The organism is Streptomyces sp. NPDC002867, from assembly GCF_053591895.1.
This window is the reverse complement of sequence record NZ_JBSFUR010000018.1, coordinates 63,977-80,870: the sequence shown is the minus strand read 5'-3', so window position 1 is coordinate 80,870 and position 16,894 is coordinate 63,977. Positions and strand designations below refer to the sequence as shown.

Below are 16,894 nucleotides of genomic sequence, written 5' to 3'. Positions count from 1 at the left end.
CCAGCCCGTCCCGCGCTTTCGCGACTCACTTGCGGGCGTCCAGGGGGACGCCCATCACCTCCCGCGCGTGGCGGGTCGGGACCAGGCCCAGGTGCCAGGCCTGCCAGCCGTCCTCCAGGCGGATGCCGCGGTCCAGCATCACCGTCAGCGCCTCCGCGCAGTCCTCCAGCTTCGCGTCCCTGAAGGCGTGCGGGGACGCCATCAGTTCGGCCAGTTCCTCCTGTGCCACCACCGTGCCGACCTCCGTCCCGCCCGGGGACGCGTACGGCAGCAGCGTGCAGCGCAGGAACGCCGCCCAGTCCGCGCCGCGGCGGTCCTCGTAGGACGCGAACAGCTCCGCCGCCTCGTCGCACAGTGCCAGCGCCTGCGGGGCCCGGTTGTTGCCCGCGTCGATCAGGGCCAGCTCCAGGCACGTCCACGCCTCGCCGTGGGCGACCTTGATGCGGGCGAAGTCCGCGCGGGCGTCCATCAGCAGCTGCCGGGCGAATCCCGAGTTGCGCAGGTTGCCCGTCTGCGCCGCCCGCTGGTCGCGCGTGACGCGGCCCGAGTGGTGGCGCGCGCAGGCCAGCCCGTACACGTCCCGCATCCGCGAGAACATCGTCCGCGACCGCTCCAGCTCGCGCACCGCCTCGTCCCGGTCGCCGCGTTCCTCCAGGGCCTGGCCCAGGTAGTACAGGGTCCACGCCTCGCCGCGGGCGTCCTCGTTCTCCCGGTGACGGCACAGCGCCGCCCGCAGCTCGTCCACCGCCGCGCCCGGATCGCCGTCCACCAGCCGGGCCCGCGCCAGCTGGGTCAGCGCCCACGCCTCGCCGCGGTCGTCGCGGGTGCGGCCGTACAGGTCGAGCGCCGTGCGCAGCGCCGCCTCGGCGTCCGCGACGTCCCCCATCCGCAGGCACACCTGCCCCAGCTGGAACTGCGTCCACGCCTCGCCGTGCAGCGACTCCCCCTCGCGGTGCAGCCGCAGCGCGGTCTCCAGCAGCCGCAGCGCCTCCGCCAGGTTGGCCCTGTCGCGTTCCACCGCGGCCAGGGCGTGCAGTGACCACGCGCGGTCCTCGGCCTGCTCGGGCGAGGACTGCAGCTCGATGGCCTCGTGCAGTCTCGCCGCCGCCTCCGTCAGGTTGCCCTGGTGGTGCAGCGTGATGCCGAGCGAGCACAGCGCGAGTGCCGCGCCCGCGTCGTGCTGCGCCTCCCGGTACAGGCCGACGACGGACGACAGCGTCGTCCGCGCCTTGTCCAGCTCGCCGAGCTGACGGGCCGCGATACCCGTACGCCAGCGCACCGAACGCTCCAGCAGCCCCTGGTCCACCGCCTGCGACAGTTCCGTGAGCTCGCCCAGGCGGTACAGGTCGCCGCGCAGCAGGCAGTAGTCGCACAGCGCCCCGAGCAGCCCGAGCACGGCCTGCTGGTCAACGCCCTCGGCGTGCCGCAGCGCGGAGGTGATGAAGCTCGACTCGTCGTCGAGCCAGCGCAGCGCCGCGTCCAGTGACGCGAAGCCGTGCGCGCCGAACTGACCGGCCCGGGTCGACATCTTCCCGTCGACCATGCGGATCACCGCCCCGGCCAGGTCCGCGTAGTTCCCGATCAGCCGCTCCTGCGCGGCCGTGCGGTCCTTCGCGTCCTCCTCGTCCAGCAGCCGGGTCCGTGCGAAGGCCCGCACGACGTCGTGCAGCCGGTAACGGCTCGCCCGTACGTGGTCGACGAGCCCCGCCCGCGCCAGCGTCGCGAGCAGCCGCTGCGCTTCCTGCTCGTCCGCGCCGAGCAGCGCCGCCGCGGCCGCCGCCCCGAGCGAGGCGCGCCCGGCGAGCGCCAGGCGGCGCAGCAGCCGTCGTGCCTGCTCGGACTGGTCGGTGTACCGCAGCCACAGGGCACGCTCCACCGGGTCCACCGGCCCATAGGCTCCCAGGTCCGCGGCCAGCCGGTCCGGGCTGCGCTCGCCCAGGGACGAGCCCGCGATCCGCAGCGCCAGCGGCAGCCCGCCGCACAGCTCGCGGACCGCGTCGGCGGCCTGGGCGTCGTACGGCGCGGCCGAGGGCTCCGCGGCGACGGCCCGCAGCAACTCGTCGGCGCCCGCCGCGTCCAGGGCCTCCACCGGGAGCCGGTGGATCCATGCGGGAACGTCGTCCGGCAGCTCCAACGAACGGCGCGCCGTCACCAGCACCAGGCTGTCCGAGCGCTCCGGCAGCAGCGTCCGCACCTGCTCGGCGTCGCTCGCGTCGTCGAGGATCACGGTCACCGGCAGGCCTGTCAGATGCTGGTGGTACAGCTCGCCGAGCCGCCGCACCTGCTGCTCCGGCGAGGACCGCTCGCGGAACAGCAGCTGCTCGCGCGGCGCGCCCAGTCGGTTCAGCAGGTGCAGCAGCGCGTCCCGCGTGGACAGCGGATGTCCGCTCTCGCCGCGCAGATCCACCACGCACGCGCCCCGGAACTGGTCCTTGAGATGGTGCGCCGCCCGCACCGCCAGGGTCGTACGCCCCGAGCCGGGCTCGCCGTACAGCACGACGACCGTCGGCCGTGTCTGCGTCGACGCGCGCGCCGCGTGCACCCACTGGGCGATCTGCGTCAGCTCCTCGCGCCTTCCCGTGAACGGCCCGCCGGACTCGGGGAGATGAGCGAACGACTGCTCCAGCACCGACCTGCGGCGCGCCGCAGCGCTGCGGTCGGCGCCGCGCAGCTGCGGTGCCGCCGCGGCCTTCTTCGCGGGCCGCGTCGCCGACGCCAGCATCCGCTGCTGGTCCAGGAACGGGCGGATGCCCCGTACCTCCAGCGCCGTCAGCCACTGCAGGCGCAACTGCTCCACGCCGCCCGGTTGCCCCGCCGCGCCCGCCCTGCGGTGCGCCGCCGGCCAGTGCGACGCGGTGACCTTGGCGACCGTGGTCGCGGCCCCGGCGACCGCGACGACGGCCCCGGCGCCGAGCGCCGTGCCGGCCGCGGTGCCCAGCGCGACGTCCGCGCCGATCGCCGCGACGGCCGCGACCGCCGTCACCAGCGCGGGCGTCGACAGATTCCGCCTGCTGAACCGCTCGGAGAGCGCCGGATGCCCCGCCTCGGCCTCCGCGAGCGCCTGCTCGTACGCGGCGTACTCCTCGGCGGCGCTCGCGGCCATGCCGTCCAGCGCGGCCTGTCCGCGGGCGAGCAGGACCGGGCCGTCCGTCCGTCCCCCGGTCCGCCGCACCTCTTCCTCGACGGCGCGGCCCAACAGCCGCTCCGCTTCCGCCCGGTGGCTGTCGCGCATGTACGTGTCCCCCTAGAAGAGCTCCGGTCCCGTTCCGGTTCCGTACCCAGCTGTTGCGCCGTCAAGTGTCCTGTGTCCGGGCGGCGGACGGGAGGGGCTGCGGCTCATCGGGGCGGGAGCAGGCGGTGTCGTCCGGTCGCCGGTCGGTCAGCGGGACGTCCCGCAGCCGTACGCCGCCGATACGGACGGCTGCTGCTCGGCTCGGCGCCACGGGCGTCCGCGCCGTGGCGGGGCCGCGCGGCCCGGCGAGGTGCGCAAGGATTGGAGCATGCCGAACCGACTTGCGCACGCCACCTCCCCCTACCTCCTCCAGCACGCCGAGAACCCCGTCGACTGGTGGCCCTGGTCCGACGAGGCCTTCGACGAGGCGCGCAGGCGGGGTGTGCCGGTGCTGCTGAGCGTCGGGTACTCGAGCTGCCACTGGTGCCACGTCATGGCGCACGAGTCGTTCGAGGACGATGCCACGGCGGCCGTGATGAACGAGCACTTCGTGTCCGTGAAGGTCGACCGCGAGGAGCGGCCCGACGTCGACGCCGTCTACATGGAGGCCGTGCAGGCCGCGACCGGGCAGGGCGGCTGGCCCATGACCGTGTTCATGACCCCGGACGGGGAGCCGTTCTACTTCGGTACGTACTTCCCGCCCGAGCCCCGGCACGGCATGCCCTCCTTCCAGCAGGTGCTGGAAGGCGTCACCGCCGCCTGGCGGGACCGGAGGGCCGAGGTGACCGAGGTCGCGGAGAAGATCACCCGCGACCTCGCCGGGCGCTCGCTGGCCCACGGCGGCGAGGGCGTGCCCGGCGAGGAGGAGCTCGCCCAGGCGCTGCTCGGGCTGACCCGGGAGTACGACGAGCGGCACGGCGGGTTCGGCGGCGCCCCGAAGTTCCCGCCGTCGATGGCGGTGGAGTTCCTGCTGCGCCACCACGCCCGCACCGGTGCCGAAGGGGCGCTGCAGATGGCGGCCGACACCTGCGAGGCGATGGCGCGCGGCGGGATCTACGACCAGCTCGGCGGCGGATTCGCCCGGTACTCGGTGGACCGCGAGTGGGTGGTGCCCCACTTCGAGAAGATGCTCTACGACAACGCGCTGCTCTGCCGGGTCTACGCCCACCTGTGGCGAGCCACCGGCAGTGACCTGGCGCGGCGCGTCGCGCTGGAGACCGCCGACTTCATGGTGCGCGAACTGCGCACGGCAGAGGGCGGTTTCGCCTCCGCGCTCGACGCGGACAGCGACACGCCCGAGGGCGGGCACGCCGAGGGAGCGTTCTACGTCTGGACGCCCGCGCAGCTGCGGGAGGTGCTCGGCGACGCGGACGGCGAGCGGGCCGCCGAGCTGTTCCGGGTGACCGAGGAGGGCACCTTCGAGGAAGGCGCCTCCGTGCTGCAGCTGCCCGGCGCCGAAGCCGGTCCCGAGCTGCGGGCGCGGCTGCTCGCGGCACGGGAGGAGCGGCCCCGGCCCGGCCGGGACGACAAGGTGGTGGCTGCCTGGAACGGGCTCGCGATCGCCGCGCTCGCCGAGACGGGCGCGTACTTCGACCGCCCGGATCTGGTGGAGCGGGCCACGGAGGCCGCCGACCTGCTGGTGCGGCTGCACATGGACTTCTCGGCCGGCGGCGTACGTATGCACCGCACGTCCAAGGACGGCCGCGCCGGCGCCAACGCGGGTGTCCTGGAGGACTACGCGGACGTCGCCGAGGGCTTCCTCGCGCTCGCCGCGGTCACCGGCGAGGGGACCTGGCTGGAGTTCGCCGGGTTCCTGCTGGACATGGTCATCGACCGGTTCAGGGGGGAGGGCGGGGCGTTCTACGACACCGCCCACGACGCCGAGCAGCTGATCCGCCGGCCCCAGGACCCCACCGACAGCGCGGCTCCCTCCGGGTGGTCCGCGGCGGCCGGAGCCCTGTTGTCGTACGCCGCCCACACCGGGTCCGAGGTCCACCGCACCGCCGCCGAAGGCGCGTTGGGCGTGGTCAAGGCACTGGGGCCGCGGGCGCCGCGCTTCATCGGATGGGGGCTCGCGGTGGCGGAGGCGCTGCTGGACGGGCCGCGTGAGGTGGCTGTCGTGGGCGCGCAGGGCGACCCGCACCGCCGCGAGCTGCACCGGGTCGCGCTGCTCTCCACGGCCCCGGGCGCGGTCGTGGCGGCGGGCGAGGCAGACGGGGAGGAGTTCCCGCTGCTGCGGGACCGTCCTCTGGTGAACGGCAGTGCGGCCGCCTACGTCTGTCGCGCGTTCGTGTGCGACTCGCCCACCACAGACGCGGCGGAACTGGGCCGAAAGCTCACCCACTGAACATCGTCGGCCACATATGACGTCGTCGGCCACATTTATCGGGCGGGCGGCGGAATGAAACGTACCGCCCCTATGGTCCGTACGACCAGTCGGACCACCCGACGCGTGCGCACGGGGAATTGACGCACGCCGGGGATTTTCTTGTGTGCGTCGTACGGCCAGGGGGTCCTTTGCCGCGACGCAGGGGGCCAAGGGGGGCTCGTGCTCGTATCGGTGCTTGTTGTTGCCATTTCCGTTGCGCTGTTCTGGATGGCGGCGTTCACGCTGTGGTGGCAGATGCATGCCTGGCGCACGCCGGAGACGCTGGCGTCGACCCGTTTCGACCGGCCCGACGGCCGTGTCGGGCTGTCCTTCTCACTGCTCCTGCCCGCCCGCCACGAGCAGGCGGTGCTGGAGCACACCGTCGAGCGGCTGCTGGAGTCCAGCCACACGAACTTCGAGATCATCGTCATCGTCGGCCACGACGACCCGGAGACCACCGTCGTCGCCGAACGGGCCGCCGAGCGTGACCCGGCGCGCGTACGGGTCGTCACCGACACCCACGAGGTGAAGAACAAGCCGAAGGCGCTGAACACCGCGCTGCCGCACTGCCGCGGCGACATCGTCGGGGTCTTCGACGCCGAGGACCAGGTGCACCCGGAGCTCCTCGCGCACGTCGACCACGCCTTCACCACCACCGGCGCGGACGTCGTCCAGGGCGGGGTGCAGCTGATCAACTTCCACTCCAGCTGGTACAGCCTGCGCAACTGCCTGGAGTACTTCTTCTGGTTCCGCAGCAGGCTCCACCTGCACGCCCTGAAGGGCTTCATCCCGCTCGGCGGCAACACCGTCTTCGTCCGCACCACCGTGCTGCGCGAGGCCGGCGGCTGGGACCCGGAGTGCCTGGCCGAGGACTGCGACCTGGGCGTACGGCTGTCGTCCGTCGGCAAGAAGGTCGTCGTCGCCTACGACAGCGACATGGTCACCCGCGAGGAGACCCCCGGCTCGCTGATGAGCCTGCTCAAGCAGCGCACCCGCTGGAACCAGGGCTTCCTCCAGGTCTACCGCAAGAAGGACTGGAAGCAGCTCCCGGGCCGCGGGCAGCGGATGCTCGCCCGCCACACCCTGATGACGCCGTTCTTCCAGGCGTTCTCCGGAGTGATCATCCCGCTGAACGTCGGCATCGCCCTCTTCCTCGACGTCCCCGTCGGGATCGCCATCGTCACCTTCCTGCCGCTGATCACGGCCATGGTCACGTTCGTCTTCGAGGTCGTCGGACTGCACGACTTCGGGGTGCAGTACGGCCTGCGCGTCCGCCTCGTCCACTACGTCAAGCTCGTCGTCGGCGGCCCGTTCTACCAGATGCTCCTCGCCGGCGCCGCGGTGCGCGCGGTCTGGAGGGAGCAGCGCGGCCGCAACGAGTGGGAACTGACCCGCCACGTCGGTGCGCACCTCACCGGCCCGGCCGAGAAGCGTGAGGGGGCCCGCCGGTGACGACCACCGTGCCTTCCGTGCCCGAGGCGCCGGAAGCCGCCACCGTCACCGTGCCCGGTCCGCGCACCGCACCGGCGGCGCCCGGTTTCGTCCGGCCCGTCATACGGTTCCGCAGCTCGCGGCCCGATCTGCTGCTCTGCGCCGCCCTGTTGTGCGTGATCATGGTCGTCCAGGGCTGGAACATCACCCACTTCCCCGCGCTCAGCGACGACGAGGGCACCTACCTCGCCCAGGCGTGGGCCGTCCAGCAGGGCGAGGGGCTCGGCCACTACACGTACTGGTACGACCATCCGCCGCTCGGCTGGATCCAGATCGCGTTCCTGACCTGGATCCCGTCGCTGATCGCACCCGAGTCGATGACCGTCGCCACGATGCGCTTCGCCATGCTCGTGGTCAGCGCGGTGTGCGCGGTGCTGCTGTACGTGCTGGCACGCCGGCTCTTCCTGCCGCGCTGGGCGGCGGGGCTCGCGATGCTGCTGTTCGGCCTCTCGCCGCTGTCGGTCGTCCTCCAGCGGGAGATCTTCCTCGACAACATCGCGGTGATGTGGATGCTCCTGGCGTTCTGCCTGGCCGCGTCCCCGAGCCGCCACCTGTGGCACCACTTCGCCGCGGGGCTCGCGGCGGCGACCTCGGTGCTCACCAAAGAAACGATGCTGCTGGTGCTGCCCGGGCTGCTGGCGAGCATGTGGCGGCACAGCCACCCCGACACCCGCAAGTTCGCGGTGACCGGCGGGGTCACCGCGTGCGTGCTGATCGGCCTGTCGTACCCGCTGTACGCGCTGCTCAACAGCGAGCTGTTCCCCGGCCCGGGCCACGTGTCGCTGATCGGCGGGATCACGTACCAGATGAGCCGGCCCGGCTCCGGCTTCATCCTCGACGAGGGCTCGGGCTCGCACGGGGTCCTCACGTCCTGGCTCTACTACGACACGGTCCTGCCGCTCGGCGGACTGGCCGGCGCGGCCCTGCTGCTGCTCACACTGCGCTGGTCGGTGACGGCGCGGGCGCTGGCGGGTCCCGCGCTGACGGTCGCGATCCTCGCGGCGGTGGCGATGCGCCCGTCGGGCTACCTCCCGGCGATGTACGTGATCCAGGCGCTGCCGTTCCTCGCGCTGGTCCTGGCAGGCGGCGCGGCCAGCGTGGCCCACGCGGTGCTGCGCCGCCCCGGGGGGCGTTTCCAGCCCCGGAGGGGCTGGAACGTGCCGGACCGCCTCGTGAGAGGCACGCGCATCGGCGTGGCCACCCTGCTCGCGCTGGCCGCCACCGCGTACATCGCCCCCCGCTGGTACGACGGCAACCGCACCGCCCTCACCGTCGACGCCAACGCCCCCTACCGTGCCGCGGCCGCCTGGCTCCAGGACGAGGTGGACGACCCCGCCCGCACGAGGGTGCTCGTCGACGACGCCCTGTGGCTGGACCTGGTGCACGACGGCTTCACGCCCGGCACCGGCGCCATCTGGTTCTACAAGGCCGACCTCGACCCCGCCGTCACGAAGACCCTGCCCGGCGGCTGGCGGGACATCGACTACGTCGTCTCGTCCCCGACCGTGCGACGTGACGCGGTCGACCTGCCCACCGTGAAGTCCGCTCTGGAGCATTCGACGCCGGTCGCCGTGTTCGGCGAGGGCGAGGACCGTATCGAGATCCGCCGAGTCGGCCGGATCGCTGGAGGCCAACTGTGACCACCCCCCGTACGAACGCCGAGGAACTCGGCGATCCGGAGCTGACTGCCACCCAGGTCCCCGAGCCAGGCGCCGTCACCCTCGTGATCCCGACCTTCAACGAGTCCGGAAACATCCGCGAGTTGCTCCGCCGGCTCACCGAGTCCGTCCCCTCCCGGATGCCCTGCGAGGTCGTCTTCGTCGACGACTCGACCGACGACACGCCCGACGTGATCCGCGCCGCCGCCCAGGACTGCCCCTTCCCGGTCTCCGTACTCCACCGCGACGAGCCGGCCGGCGGGCTCGGCGGCGCCGTCGTGGAGGGCATGAAGCAGGCGGGCTCCGACTGGATCGTGGTCATGGACGCCGACCTGCAGCATCCCCCCGCGCTCGTACCGGAGTTGGTGGCGGCGGGGGAGCGGGCCTCGGCCGACCTCGTCGTCGCCAGCCGGTACATCAGGGGCGGCAGCCGGGAAGGTCTCGCCGGCGGCTACCGCATCGCCGTCTCCCGCGGCGCGACCTGGCTGACCAAGGGCCTGTTCCCCGGGCGGCTGCGCGGCATCAGCGACCCGATGAGCGGCTTCTTCGCCATCCGCCGCAGCGTGGTGACCCCCGGCGTCCTGCGGCCGCTCGGCTACAAGATCCTGCTGGAGCTGGCCGTTCGCTGCCGGCCCGAGACGGTCGCGGAGGTGCCGTTCGTCTTCCAGGACCGGTTCGCCGGCGAGTCCAAGTCGACGGCCCGGGAAGGGATGCGGTTCCTCGGCCACCTCGTCGGGCTGCGCACGGCATCGCCCGTGGCGCGGATGATCGCGTTCGGACTGATCGGGCTCACCGGCTTCGTACCGAACCTGCTGGGACTGCACCTGCTGACCGCTGCGGGCATGCACTACCTGCCGGCCGAGATCGTGGCCAACCAGTTCGGGGTGGTCTGGAACTTCCTCCTCATCGAGGTGCTGCTCTTCCGCGGCCGCCGCCGTCACCGGCACTGGGCGGACCGCGTCTGCAGGTTCGCACTGCTCGCCAACGCCGATCTGCTGCTGCGCATCCCGCTCATCGCCCTGTTCGTCGGCCGGCTGGACATGGCGGTGCTGCCCGCGACCGCGCTGGCGCTGCTGACCACGTTCGTGCTCCGGTTCGCGGCGACGGAGGCGCTGGTCTACCTGCCGCGCAGGAGGAACGCACCGCGTGCCGCCCGAGCAGGCACACGTGTCAGCCCCTGACAGAGAGCCGCACGGAAGGAACGGACCTCATGCCACCACCATTTCGGAACTCGTCCCCGCGCAGACGCCGCACCGCCCTGCTCGCGGTCGGCGCCATGACCACGGCCCTGCTCGTCTCCGCGCCGCAGTCGGCGCAGGCGGGGCCGCCCAACCTGATCTCCAACCCCGGCTTCGAGACGGCCGGCAACGGCGACATGCCGGCCTGCTGGTCCACGTCCGGCTGGGGCGACAACGACTTCTCGTTCGAGACCGTCGCCGACGCCCACTCGGGCTCGAAGGCGATGACGGTCTCGCTGACGCGCCGCGTCGACGGCGACCGCAAGGCGCTGATCACCGAGAACACGGCCTGCGCGCCGACGGTCACGCCGGAGAAGCAGTACGACCTCTCCCTCTGGTACAAGTCCACGACCCCCGACACGTCGATCACCCTCTTCCGGCGTGACACGACGGCGGGCTGGCAGTACTGGACCGACCTCAAGACCCTGGACATGAGCGCCGGTTACCAGCGCGCCGAGGTCCGTACACCCGCCGTCCCGCCCGGCACCGACAAGATCGCCTGGGGTGTGTCGGTGTACGGGACCGGCTCGGTCACGACCGACGACTACGCGATGGAGGAGGTGTCCGTCCCCGCCCCCGCACCGCAGTGCACGGGCACCCCCAAGGAGTGCCTCGGGGGCCGATGGGACGTCCTGCCCGTGAAGAACCCGGTGCGCTCCATGCACTCGGTCGTGATGCATGGGGGCACCTCCCGGGCCGGAGGCTCCGGGGGAGGGAAGGTGCTCGTCATCGCGGGCTCCGGCAACGACCCGGCGCAGTTCGCGGCGGGCACGTTCACCTCCGCGGTGTACGACCCGGCGAAGGGCACGTTCCGTACGATCCCTACGCCGGTCGACATGTTCTGCGCGGGCCATGTGCAACTCCAGGACGGCAAGATCCTGATCATGAGCGGCAACAAGGGCTATCCGTCCGCCGACGGCAGGATCGGTTACCAGGGACTGAAGGACTCGTACGTCTTCGACCCCGAGACCGAGACCTACACCCGCACGAACGACATGCACGACGGCCACTGGTACCCGTCGGCGACGATCCTCGGCAACGGCGACGTCATCTCCTTCGGCGGACTGAAGCAGGACTCCACCGGCAACGTGACCGCCGAGAAGTTCTCCGCCGCGCAGAACAAGTGGCTGCCGATCAACGAGGTCAAACAGACCTGGTCGTACTGGGGCCTGTACCCGTCGATGATCCTCATGCAGGACGGCCGGCTCTTCTACTCCGGCAGCCACACCTTCGGCAACGGCACGCCCGGGACCGGCGCCTCCATCTACGACTACGAGGCCAACACCATCACCGACGTCCCGGGCCTGCAGGCCAAGGACGTGCGTGACCAGTCCGTCAGCGTGCTGCTGCCGCCCGCGCAGGACCAGCGGGTGCTGACGATGGGCGGCGGCAACGTCAACACGAATCCGGCCGCCAACCGGTACACCGACATCATCGACCTCAAGCAGCCCGACCCGGCTTACGTGCACGGCCCGTTGCTGCCGCAGGGCGAGGTCGACCAGGGCCAGGGACGGCGTCCGCAGACCGGTGCCGAGGGCAAGATGTACGTCTCCGCGGTGCTCCTGCCGGACGGGAAGGTCTTCGAGACGGGCGGCGCGCTGCACGACCGGGCCGACCCGGTGTACGAGGCGTCCTTCTTCGACCCGGTGACGAACACCTACGAGGCGGGCCTCGCGACGGACCCGATCCCGCGCGGCTACCACTCGTCGTCGTTCCTGCTCCCGGACGGCCGGGTGATGTCGGTCGGCGACAACCCGGGCAACGGCACGTACAACCACAACGTGTCGGTCTACACGCCGCCCTACCTGCTCAAGGGCGCGCGTCCGCAGATCACGTCGGTGATCGACGGGGAGTGGACGTACGGCGACACGCAGCGGATCACGGTGGACCGCCCGATCGCCAAGGCGGAGCTGATCCGCCCGGCGGCGGTGACGCACTCGTCCGACCCGAACCAGCGCTTCGTGGACCTGCCGATGACCGTCGACGGCAACAACGTCGACCTGAACGTCACCAGCAACCCGAACCTGGCGCCGCCGGGCTGGTACATGCTGTTCGCCGTCGACGCGAACGGGGTGCCCTCGGTGGCGAAGTGGGTGCACCTCGGAGGCCCGGCGGCGATGGCCGCGGACGCCCCGTCGGCGCATGTGCACTCCTTCGCCGACGCGCCGGCCAAGGCGCCGAAGAAGCCGCTGAAGAAGCGGAGCTCGGCGCCGGTGAGGCCGCAGATCGCCGGATGCGACCGGCACTACGGGGCCGCGGGCGTCTGCGTGCCGACCGTCTTCCCGAAGACCGTGAGGCGGACGACGGCGGCACGCTGCGCGTGGCTGAAGGCGCACGACTACGGCCGGCTGACGGTGAACGGCGCGGACGACCCGCTGCGCCTCGACCCGAACCGGGACCGGGTGGCGTGCGGGAAGGGGGACGTGAGGCGGTAACGGGGATCCGCCGCGGTCCGGGGGCTGCTGCCCTCGGACCGCCCGGCCGCGAGGACCCCGCGGGGTCATGCCACCGCACTCCCTCGCCCGACCCGCGCTAATGGAGGCGTACGCCGCCCTTCAGCGCCCGCAGCGTACGGTCCGTCAGCTCGACCGGATCCTCCTGGTGACCGTGCTCCGCCCAGTGGAGGATCACCTCGCGCAGCGCCGCCAGCACCGTCGCCGTGAGCACCCGCACCTCCAGGTCGTCGCGGTGACGCCCGGTGCGGTCGGCCACCGCGTGGGCCAGCAGCCCGGCGGTGGTGGCCAGGTTCTCGGACATCCGGGCGCGGACCGCCGGGATCTCCGCCATCAGCCGCGTGCGCCGGACGAAGTCCTCGCGGTCGTCCTCGACGACGGTCCGCACCGCATCCGTCAGGACGGCCCGCAGGGACTCCAGGGGCTCCTCCCCGGTGTCGGCCCTCGCCCGCAGCCGCGCCTCCAGCGCCGGGGCGTACTCGTCGCCGACGACGATGTCCTCCTTGGCGGGGAAGTAGCGGACAACCGTGGACGCCGACACCTCCGCGGCCGCCGCGATCTGCTCGATCGTCGTCGCGTGGTACCCCTGCTCGGCGATCAGGCGGTACGCGGCGCGGCGGATCGCGGTCCGCGTCTTGAGCTTCTTGCGCTCACGCAGGCCCGGGCGCTGCGGTGCCGGCCTCACGAGTGCCGGTACGCCACCAGCGAGATCCCCACGTAGTGGACGATGAACGCCGCGAGCGTGAGGGAGTGGAAGACCTCGTGGAAGCCGAACCAGCGCGGTGAGGGGTTCGGGCGCTTCATCCCGTAGATCACGCCGCCCGCGCTGTAGAGCAGCCCGCCGACGATGATCAGCACCAGGACGGCGACCCCGCCCTCCCGCAGGAAGTCGGGCAGGAAGAACACGGCGGCCCAGCCCATCGCGATGTAACAGGGCGTGTACAGCCAGCGAGGGGCGCCGACCCAGAACACCCGGAAGGCGATGCCCGCCAGCGCCGCCGCCCACACCGCCCACAGCAGCACCCGGCCGGTGGAGTGGGGGAGCAGGAGCAGGGTGAGCGGGGTATAGGTGCCCGCGATGATCAGGAAGATGTTCGCGTGGTCGAGCCGGCGCAGTACGGCGGTGGCCCGCGGTCCCCAGGTGCCCCGGTGGTAGAGCGCGCTGACGCCGAACAGCAGGCAGGCGGTCAGGACGTAGATCGCGCAGGCTGTCCGTCCGCGGGTCGAGTCGGCGAGCGCGATGAGGACCACGCCGGCGATCAGGACGGCGGGGAACATCCCGGCGTGGAGCCAGCCTCGCAGCCTCGGCTTCACCGGCGGTGGGTCCATCTCCGTCACTTCGGGCGAGGCTGCATTCATGCCCGGCATGTTACCTACGCGCCCGTAGGCAACGGGACGGAGTGGTCATGCTCACGCATCAGTGGCCATGCTCACGTGAGGGGTCCTCTGGACATATGGGCACTCGGCACCGATGATCAGATGAGTGCGGTCGGCACCGGATGAGCGCCAGCCACAAGTAGGCCGAAGCATCCGGGTCGCAGCCCCCACGGGGCAACAACCCATATCCCCTCATTTAGGAGCGATCGTGGCGCGCGACATCGCGGCTCCCCTGCCCACCAACCACCAGAAACTGATCGCCTGGGTCGACGAGATCGCGGCGATCACGCAGCCGGACGAGATCGTCTGGTGCGACGGCTCGGAAGCCGAGTACGACCGGCTGTGCGAGGAACTGGTGGCCAAGGGGACCTTCAGGAAACTGGACCCGATCAAGCGCCCGAACTCGTACTACGCCGCATCCGACCCCACCGACGTCGCCCGCGTGGAGGACCGCACCTTCATCTGCTCCGAGAAGGAGGCGGACGCCGGCCCCACGAACCACTGGAAGGCCCCGGGGGAGATGAAGGAGATCTTCGCCGGCGAGAAGGGGATCTTCCGTGGCTCGATGAAGGGCCGGACGATGTACGTCGTCCCGTTCTGCATGGGCCCCCTCGGCTCGCCGCTGTCCGCGATCGGCGTCGAGATCACCGACTCCGCCTACGTCGCGGTCTCCATGCGCACCATGACCCGCATGGGACAGCCGGTCCTCGACGAGCTCGGCACCGACGGCTTCTTCGTCAAGGCGGTCCACACGCTGGGCGCGCCGCTCGAGGAGGGCCAGGAGGACGTTCCGTGGCCGTGCAACTCCACCAAGTACATCTCGCACTTCCCCGAGACCCGTGAGATCTGGTCGTACGGCTCCGGCTACGGCGGCAACGCCCTGCTCGGCAAGAAGTGCTACGCCCTGCGCATCGCCTCCGTCATGGCCCGCGACGAGGGCTGGCTGGCCGAGCACATGCTGATCCTCAAGCTGACCCCGCCGCAGGGCGAGTCGAAGTACGTCGCCGCCGCGTTCCCGTCCGCCTGCGGCAAGACGAACCTCGCCATGCTGGAGCCCACGATCTCCGGCTGGACGGTCGAGACGATCGGCGACGACATCGCCTGGATGCGCTTCGGCGAGGACGGCCGTCTCTACGCGATCAACCCCGAGGCCGGTTTCTTCGGTGTCGCGCCGGGTACTGGCGAGCACACCAACGCCAACGCCATGAAGACCCTGTGGGGCAACGCGGTCTTCACCAACGTCGCCCTCACCGACGACAACGACGTGTGGTGGGAGGGCATGACCGAGGAGGCGCCGAAGCACCTCACGGACTGGAAGGGCAACGACTGGACTCCGGACTCGGAGGCCCCCGCCGCGCACCCCAACGCCCGCTTCACCGTCCCCGCGTCGCAGTGCCCCATCATCGCGCCGGAGTGGGAGGACCCCAAGGGCGTGCCGATCTCGGCGATCCTCTTCGGCGGCCGCCGCGCCTCCGCCGTCCCGCTGGTGACCGAGTCCTTCGACTGGCAGCACGGCGTCTTCCTCGGCGCGAACGTCGCCTCCGAGAAGACCGCCGCCGCCGAGGGCAAGGTCGGCGAGCTGCGCCGCGACCCGTTCGCCATGCTGCCGTTCTGCGGCTACAACATGGGCGACTACATGGCCCACTGGATCAAGGTCGGCAAGAGCGCGGACCAGTCCAAGCTGCCGAAGATCTACTACGTGAACTGGTTCCGCAAGAACGACGCGGGCAAGTTCGTCTGGCCCGGCTTCGGCGAGAACAGCCGCGTCCTGAAGTGGATCGTGGAGCGCCTGGAGGGCAAGGCCGAGGGCGTCGAGACCCCCATCGGCATCCTGCCGACGCGTGACGCGCTCGACACCGAGGGCCTGGACCTGCCCGAGGAGGACCTCGACTTCCTGCTCAAGGTCGACGCCGACGTGTGGCGCGAGGAGGCCGCCCTGGTCCCCGAGCACCTCAACACCTTCGGCGACCACACGCCCAAGGAGCTGTGGGACGAGTACCGCGCCCTGGTTTCCCGCCTGGGCTGAGCCGCTCTCGGCCGGGGCCCCCGTACGACGACGTACGGGGGCCCCGGCCTTTCACGCCCGACGCCCGTCACCGTGGAGGAAGAGGGGCAGACACCCCGCAACTCGCGTGAAAGAGTCCCATTCATGGGCAATTCACCTAGGGTGACGCCATGCGTGGAATCCTCCTGGCCGGGGGCACCGGCTCGCGACTGTGGCCGTTGACCCGCTCGGTGTCGAAGCAGCTGTTGCCGGTCTTCGACAAACCCATGGTCTATTATCCGCTGTCCACACTCGTGATGGCCGGGGTCAGTGAGATTCTGATCGTCACCACCCCCGAAGACCAATACCAGTTCCGCCGGTTGCTCGGCGATGGAAGTCAACTGGGGCTGCGGCTGGAATACATGGCGCAAGAGCGCCCGGAAGGCATCGCTCAGGCTTTTGTGCTGGGGGCCGACTTCATCGGCGACGAGTCGGTCGCGCTCATTCTGGGCGACAACATCTTCCATGGGAGCGGCCTCGGCACACGGCTGGGCCGCTGCGGCGAGGTGAAGGGCGGCAGAGTATTCGCCTATCAGGTCGCCAATCCTTCGGCTTACGGCGTGGTGGAGTTCGACGAACTGGGCCGAGCGCTGTCCATCGAGGAGAAACCCGCTCGGCCGAAGTCCCGGTACGCCGTGCCCGGACTGTACTTCTATGACAACCGCGTCGTGGACATCGCCCGCGGCCTCCGGCCGAGTGCCCGAGGCGAGTTGGAGATCACCGACCTCAACCGGGTCTATCTCGACTCCGGGACCCTGCACGTCACGCGGCTCGACCGAGGCACCGCCTGGCTGGACACCGGGACCTTCACCTCCATGGTCCAGGCTTCGGAATTCGTCCGGGTGATCGAGGAGCGCCAGGGCTTCAAGGTCGGTTGCATCGAGGAGACAGTCTGGCGGGCCGGCCTCATCGACGACGACCGGCTCCGGGAACTGGCCCAGCCGCTGCGCAAGAGCGGATACGGAAACTATCTGCTGGGACTGCTGGAGGACTCCCGATACGCCGTCATGCCCCAAAGGGAGTCCGGATCGCGGCCAGAGGAACTGCTGCGCACAGGACCGGGCGCTCCTGCGCTATAGGGCCGAGCCCGGCC

The 16,894-nt window shown here is 71.3% G+C and carries 10 protein-coding genes; 7 read left to right on the top strand and 3 right to left on the bottom strand.

Features of this window, described 5'->3' with window-relative positions:
* Positions 1-25: 25 nt before the first annotated feature.
* Positions 26-3,232 carry a tetratricopeptide repeat protein gene (locus ACWD0A_RS19135; protein WP_451299551.1) on the bottom strand — a complete coding sequence of 1,069 codons (3,207 nt, stop codon included), beginning with the start codon at positions 3,230-3,232 and terminating at the stop codon, positions 26-28.
* A gap of 268 nt (positions 3,233-3,500) precedes the next feature.
* On the opposite strand from ACWD0A_RS19135, the gene ACWD0A_RS19130 reads away from it, so the two are divergent.
* The 5 genes from ACWD0A_RS19130 to ACWD0A_RS19110 all read left to right on the top strand — a co-directional run bounded on the left by ACWD0A_RS19130 (position 3,501) and on the right by ACWD0A_RS19110 (position 12,362).
* Positions 3,501-5,519: a thioredoxin domain-containing protein gene (locus tag ACWD0A_RS19130; RefSeq protein ID WP_451299549.1), complete on the top strand. Its 2,019-nt coding sequence runs from the start codon at positions 3,501-3,503 to the stop codon at positions 5,517-5,519.
* Between the two features lie 201 nt (positions 5,520-5,720).
* A complete protein-coding gene (locus ACWD0A_RS19125; protein ID WP_451299547.1) occupies positions 5,721-6,992 on the top strand; it encodes a glycosyltransferase in 1,272 nt (423 codons plus the stop codon).
* On the top strand, positions 6,989-8,671 hold the full coding sequence (locus ACWD0A_RS19120; RefSeq protein WP_451299545.1) for an ArnT family glycosyltransferase: 1,683 nt from the start codon (positions 6,989-6,991) through the stop codon (positions 8,669-8,671). The genes ACWD0A_RS19125 and ACWD0A_RS19120 overlap by 4 nt, the downstream gene beginning before the upstream one ends.
* Positions 8,668-9,870 (top strand): glycosyltransferase, encoded by a 1,203-nt coding sequence (locus ACWD0A_RS19115; protein WP_451299543.1) that lies wholly within the window; start codon positions 8,668-8,670, stop codon positions 9,868-9,870. Before ACWD0A_RS19120 ends, ACWD0A_RS19115 begins: the two co-directional genes overlap by 4 nt.
* 95 nt (positions 9,871-9,965) lie before the next feature.
* Positions 9,966-12,362, top strand: a complete 2,397-nt coding sequence (locus ACWD0A_RS19110) for a galactose oxidase-like domain-containing protein (protein WP_451299658.1) — start codon at positions 9,966-9,968, stop codon at positions 12,360-12,362.
* A 97-nt stretch (positions 12,363-12,459) separates the two neighbouring features.
* Here the strand turns inward: ACWD0A_RS19110 and ACWD0A_RS19105 are convergent, their stop codons facing one another.
* Together ACWD0A_RS19105 and trhA are read right to left on the bottom strand one after the other, a co-directional pair.
* On the bottom strand, positions 12,460-13,065 hold the full coding sequence (locus ACWD0A_RS19105; RefSeq protein WP_451299541.1) for a TetR/AcrR family transcriptional regulator: 606 nt from the start codon (positions 13,063-13,065) through the stop codon (positions 12,460-12,462).
* Positions 13,062-13,739, bottom strand: coding sequence for a PAQR family membrane homeostasis protein TrhA (gene trhA / locus ACWD0A_RS19100; protein ID WP_451299539.1), 678 nt, complete (start codon positions 13,737-13,739; stop codon positions 13,062-13,064). The genes ACWD0A_RS19105 and trhA overlap by 4 nt, the downstream gene beginning before the upstream one ends.
* A 226-nt stretch (positions 13,740-13,965) precedes the next feature.
* Between trhA and ACWD0A_RS19095 the strand changes: the two genes are divergently transcribed.
* On the top strand, positions 13,966-15,783 hold the full coding sequence (locus ACWD0A_RS19095; protein ID WP_451299537.1) for a phosphoenolpyruvate carboxykinase (GTP): 1,818 nt from the start codon (positions 13,966-13,968) through the stop codon (positions 15,781-15,783).
* Between the two features lie 149 nt (positions 15,784-15,932).
* Complete coding sequence (gene rfbA, locus ACWD0A_RS19090; RefSeq protein ID WP_451299535.1) at positions 15,933-16,880, top strand: glucose-1-phosphate thymidylyltransferase RfbA; 948 nt, start codon at positions 15,933-15,935, stop codon at positions 16,878-16,880.
* The last annotated feature ends 14 nt before the right edge of the window (positions 16,881-16,894 follow it).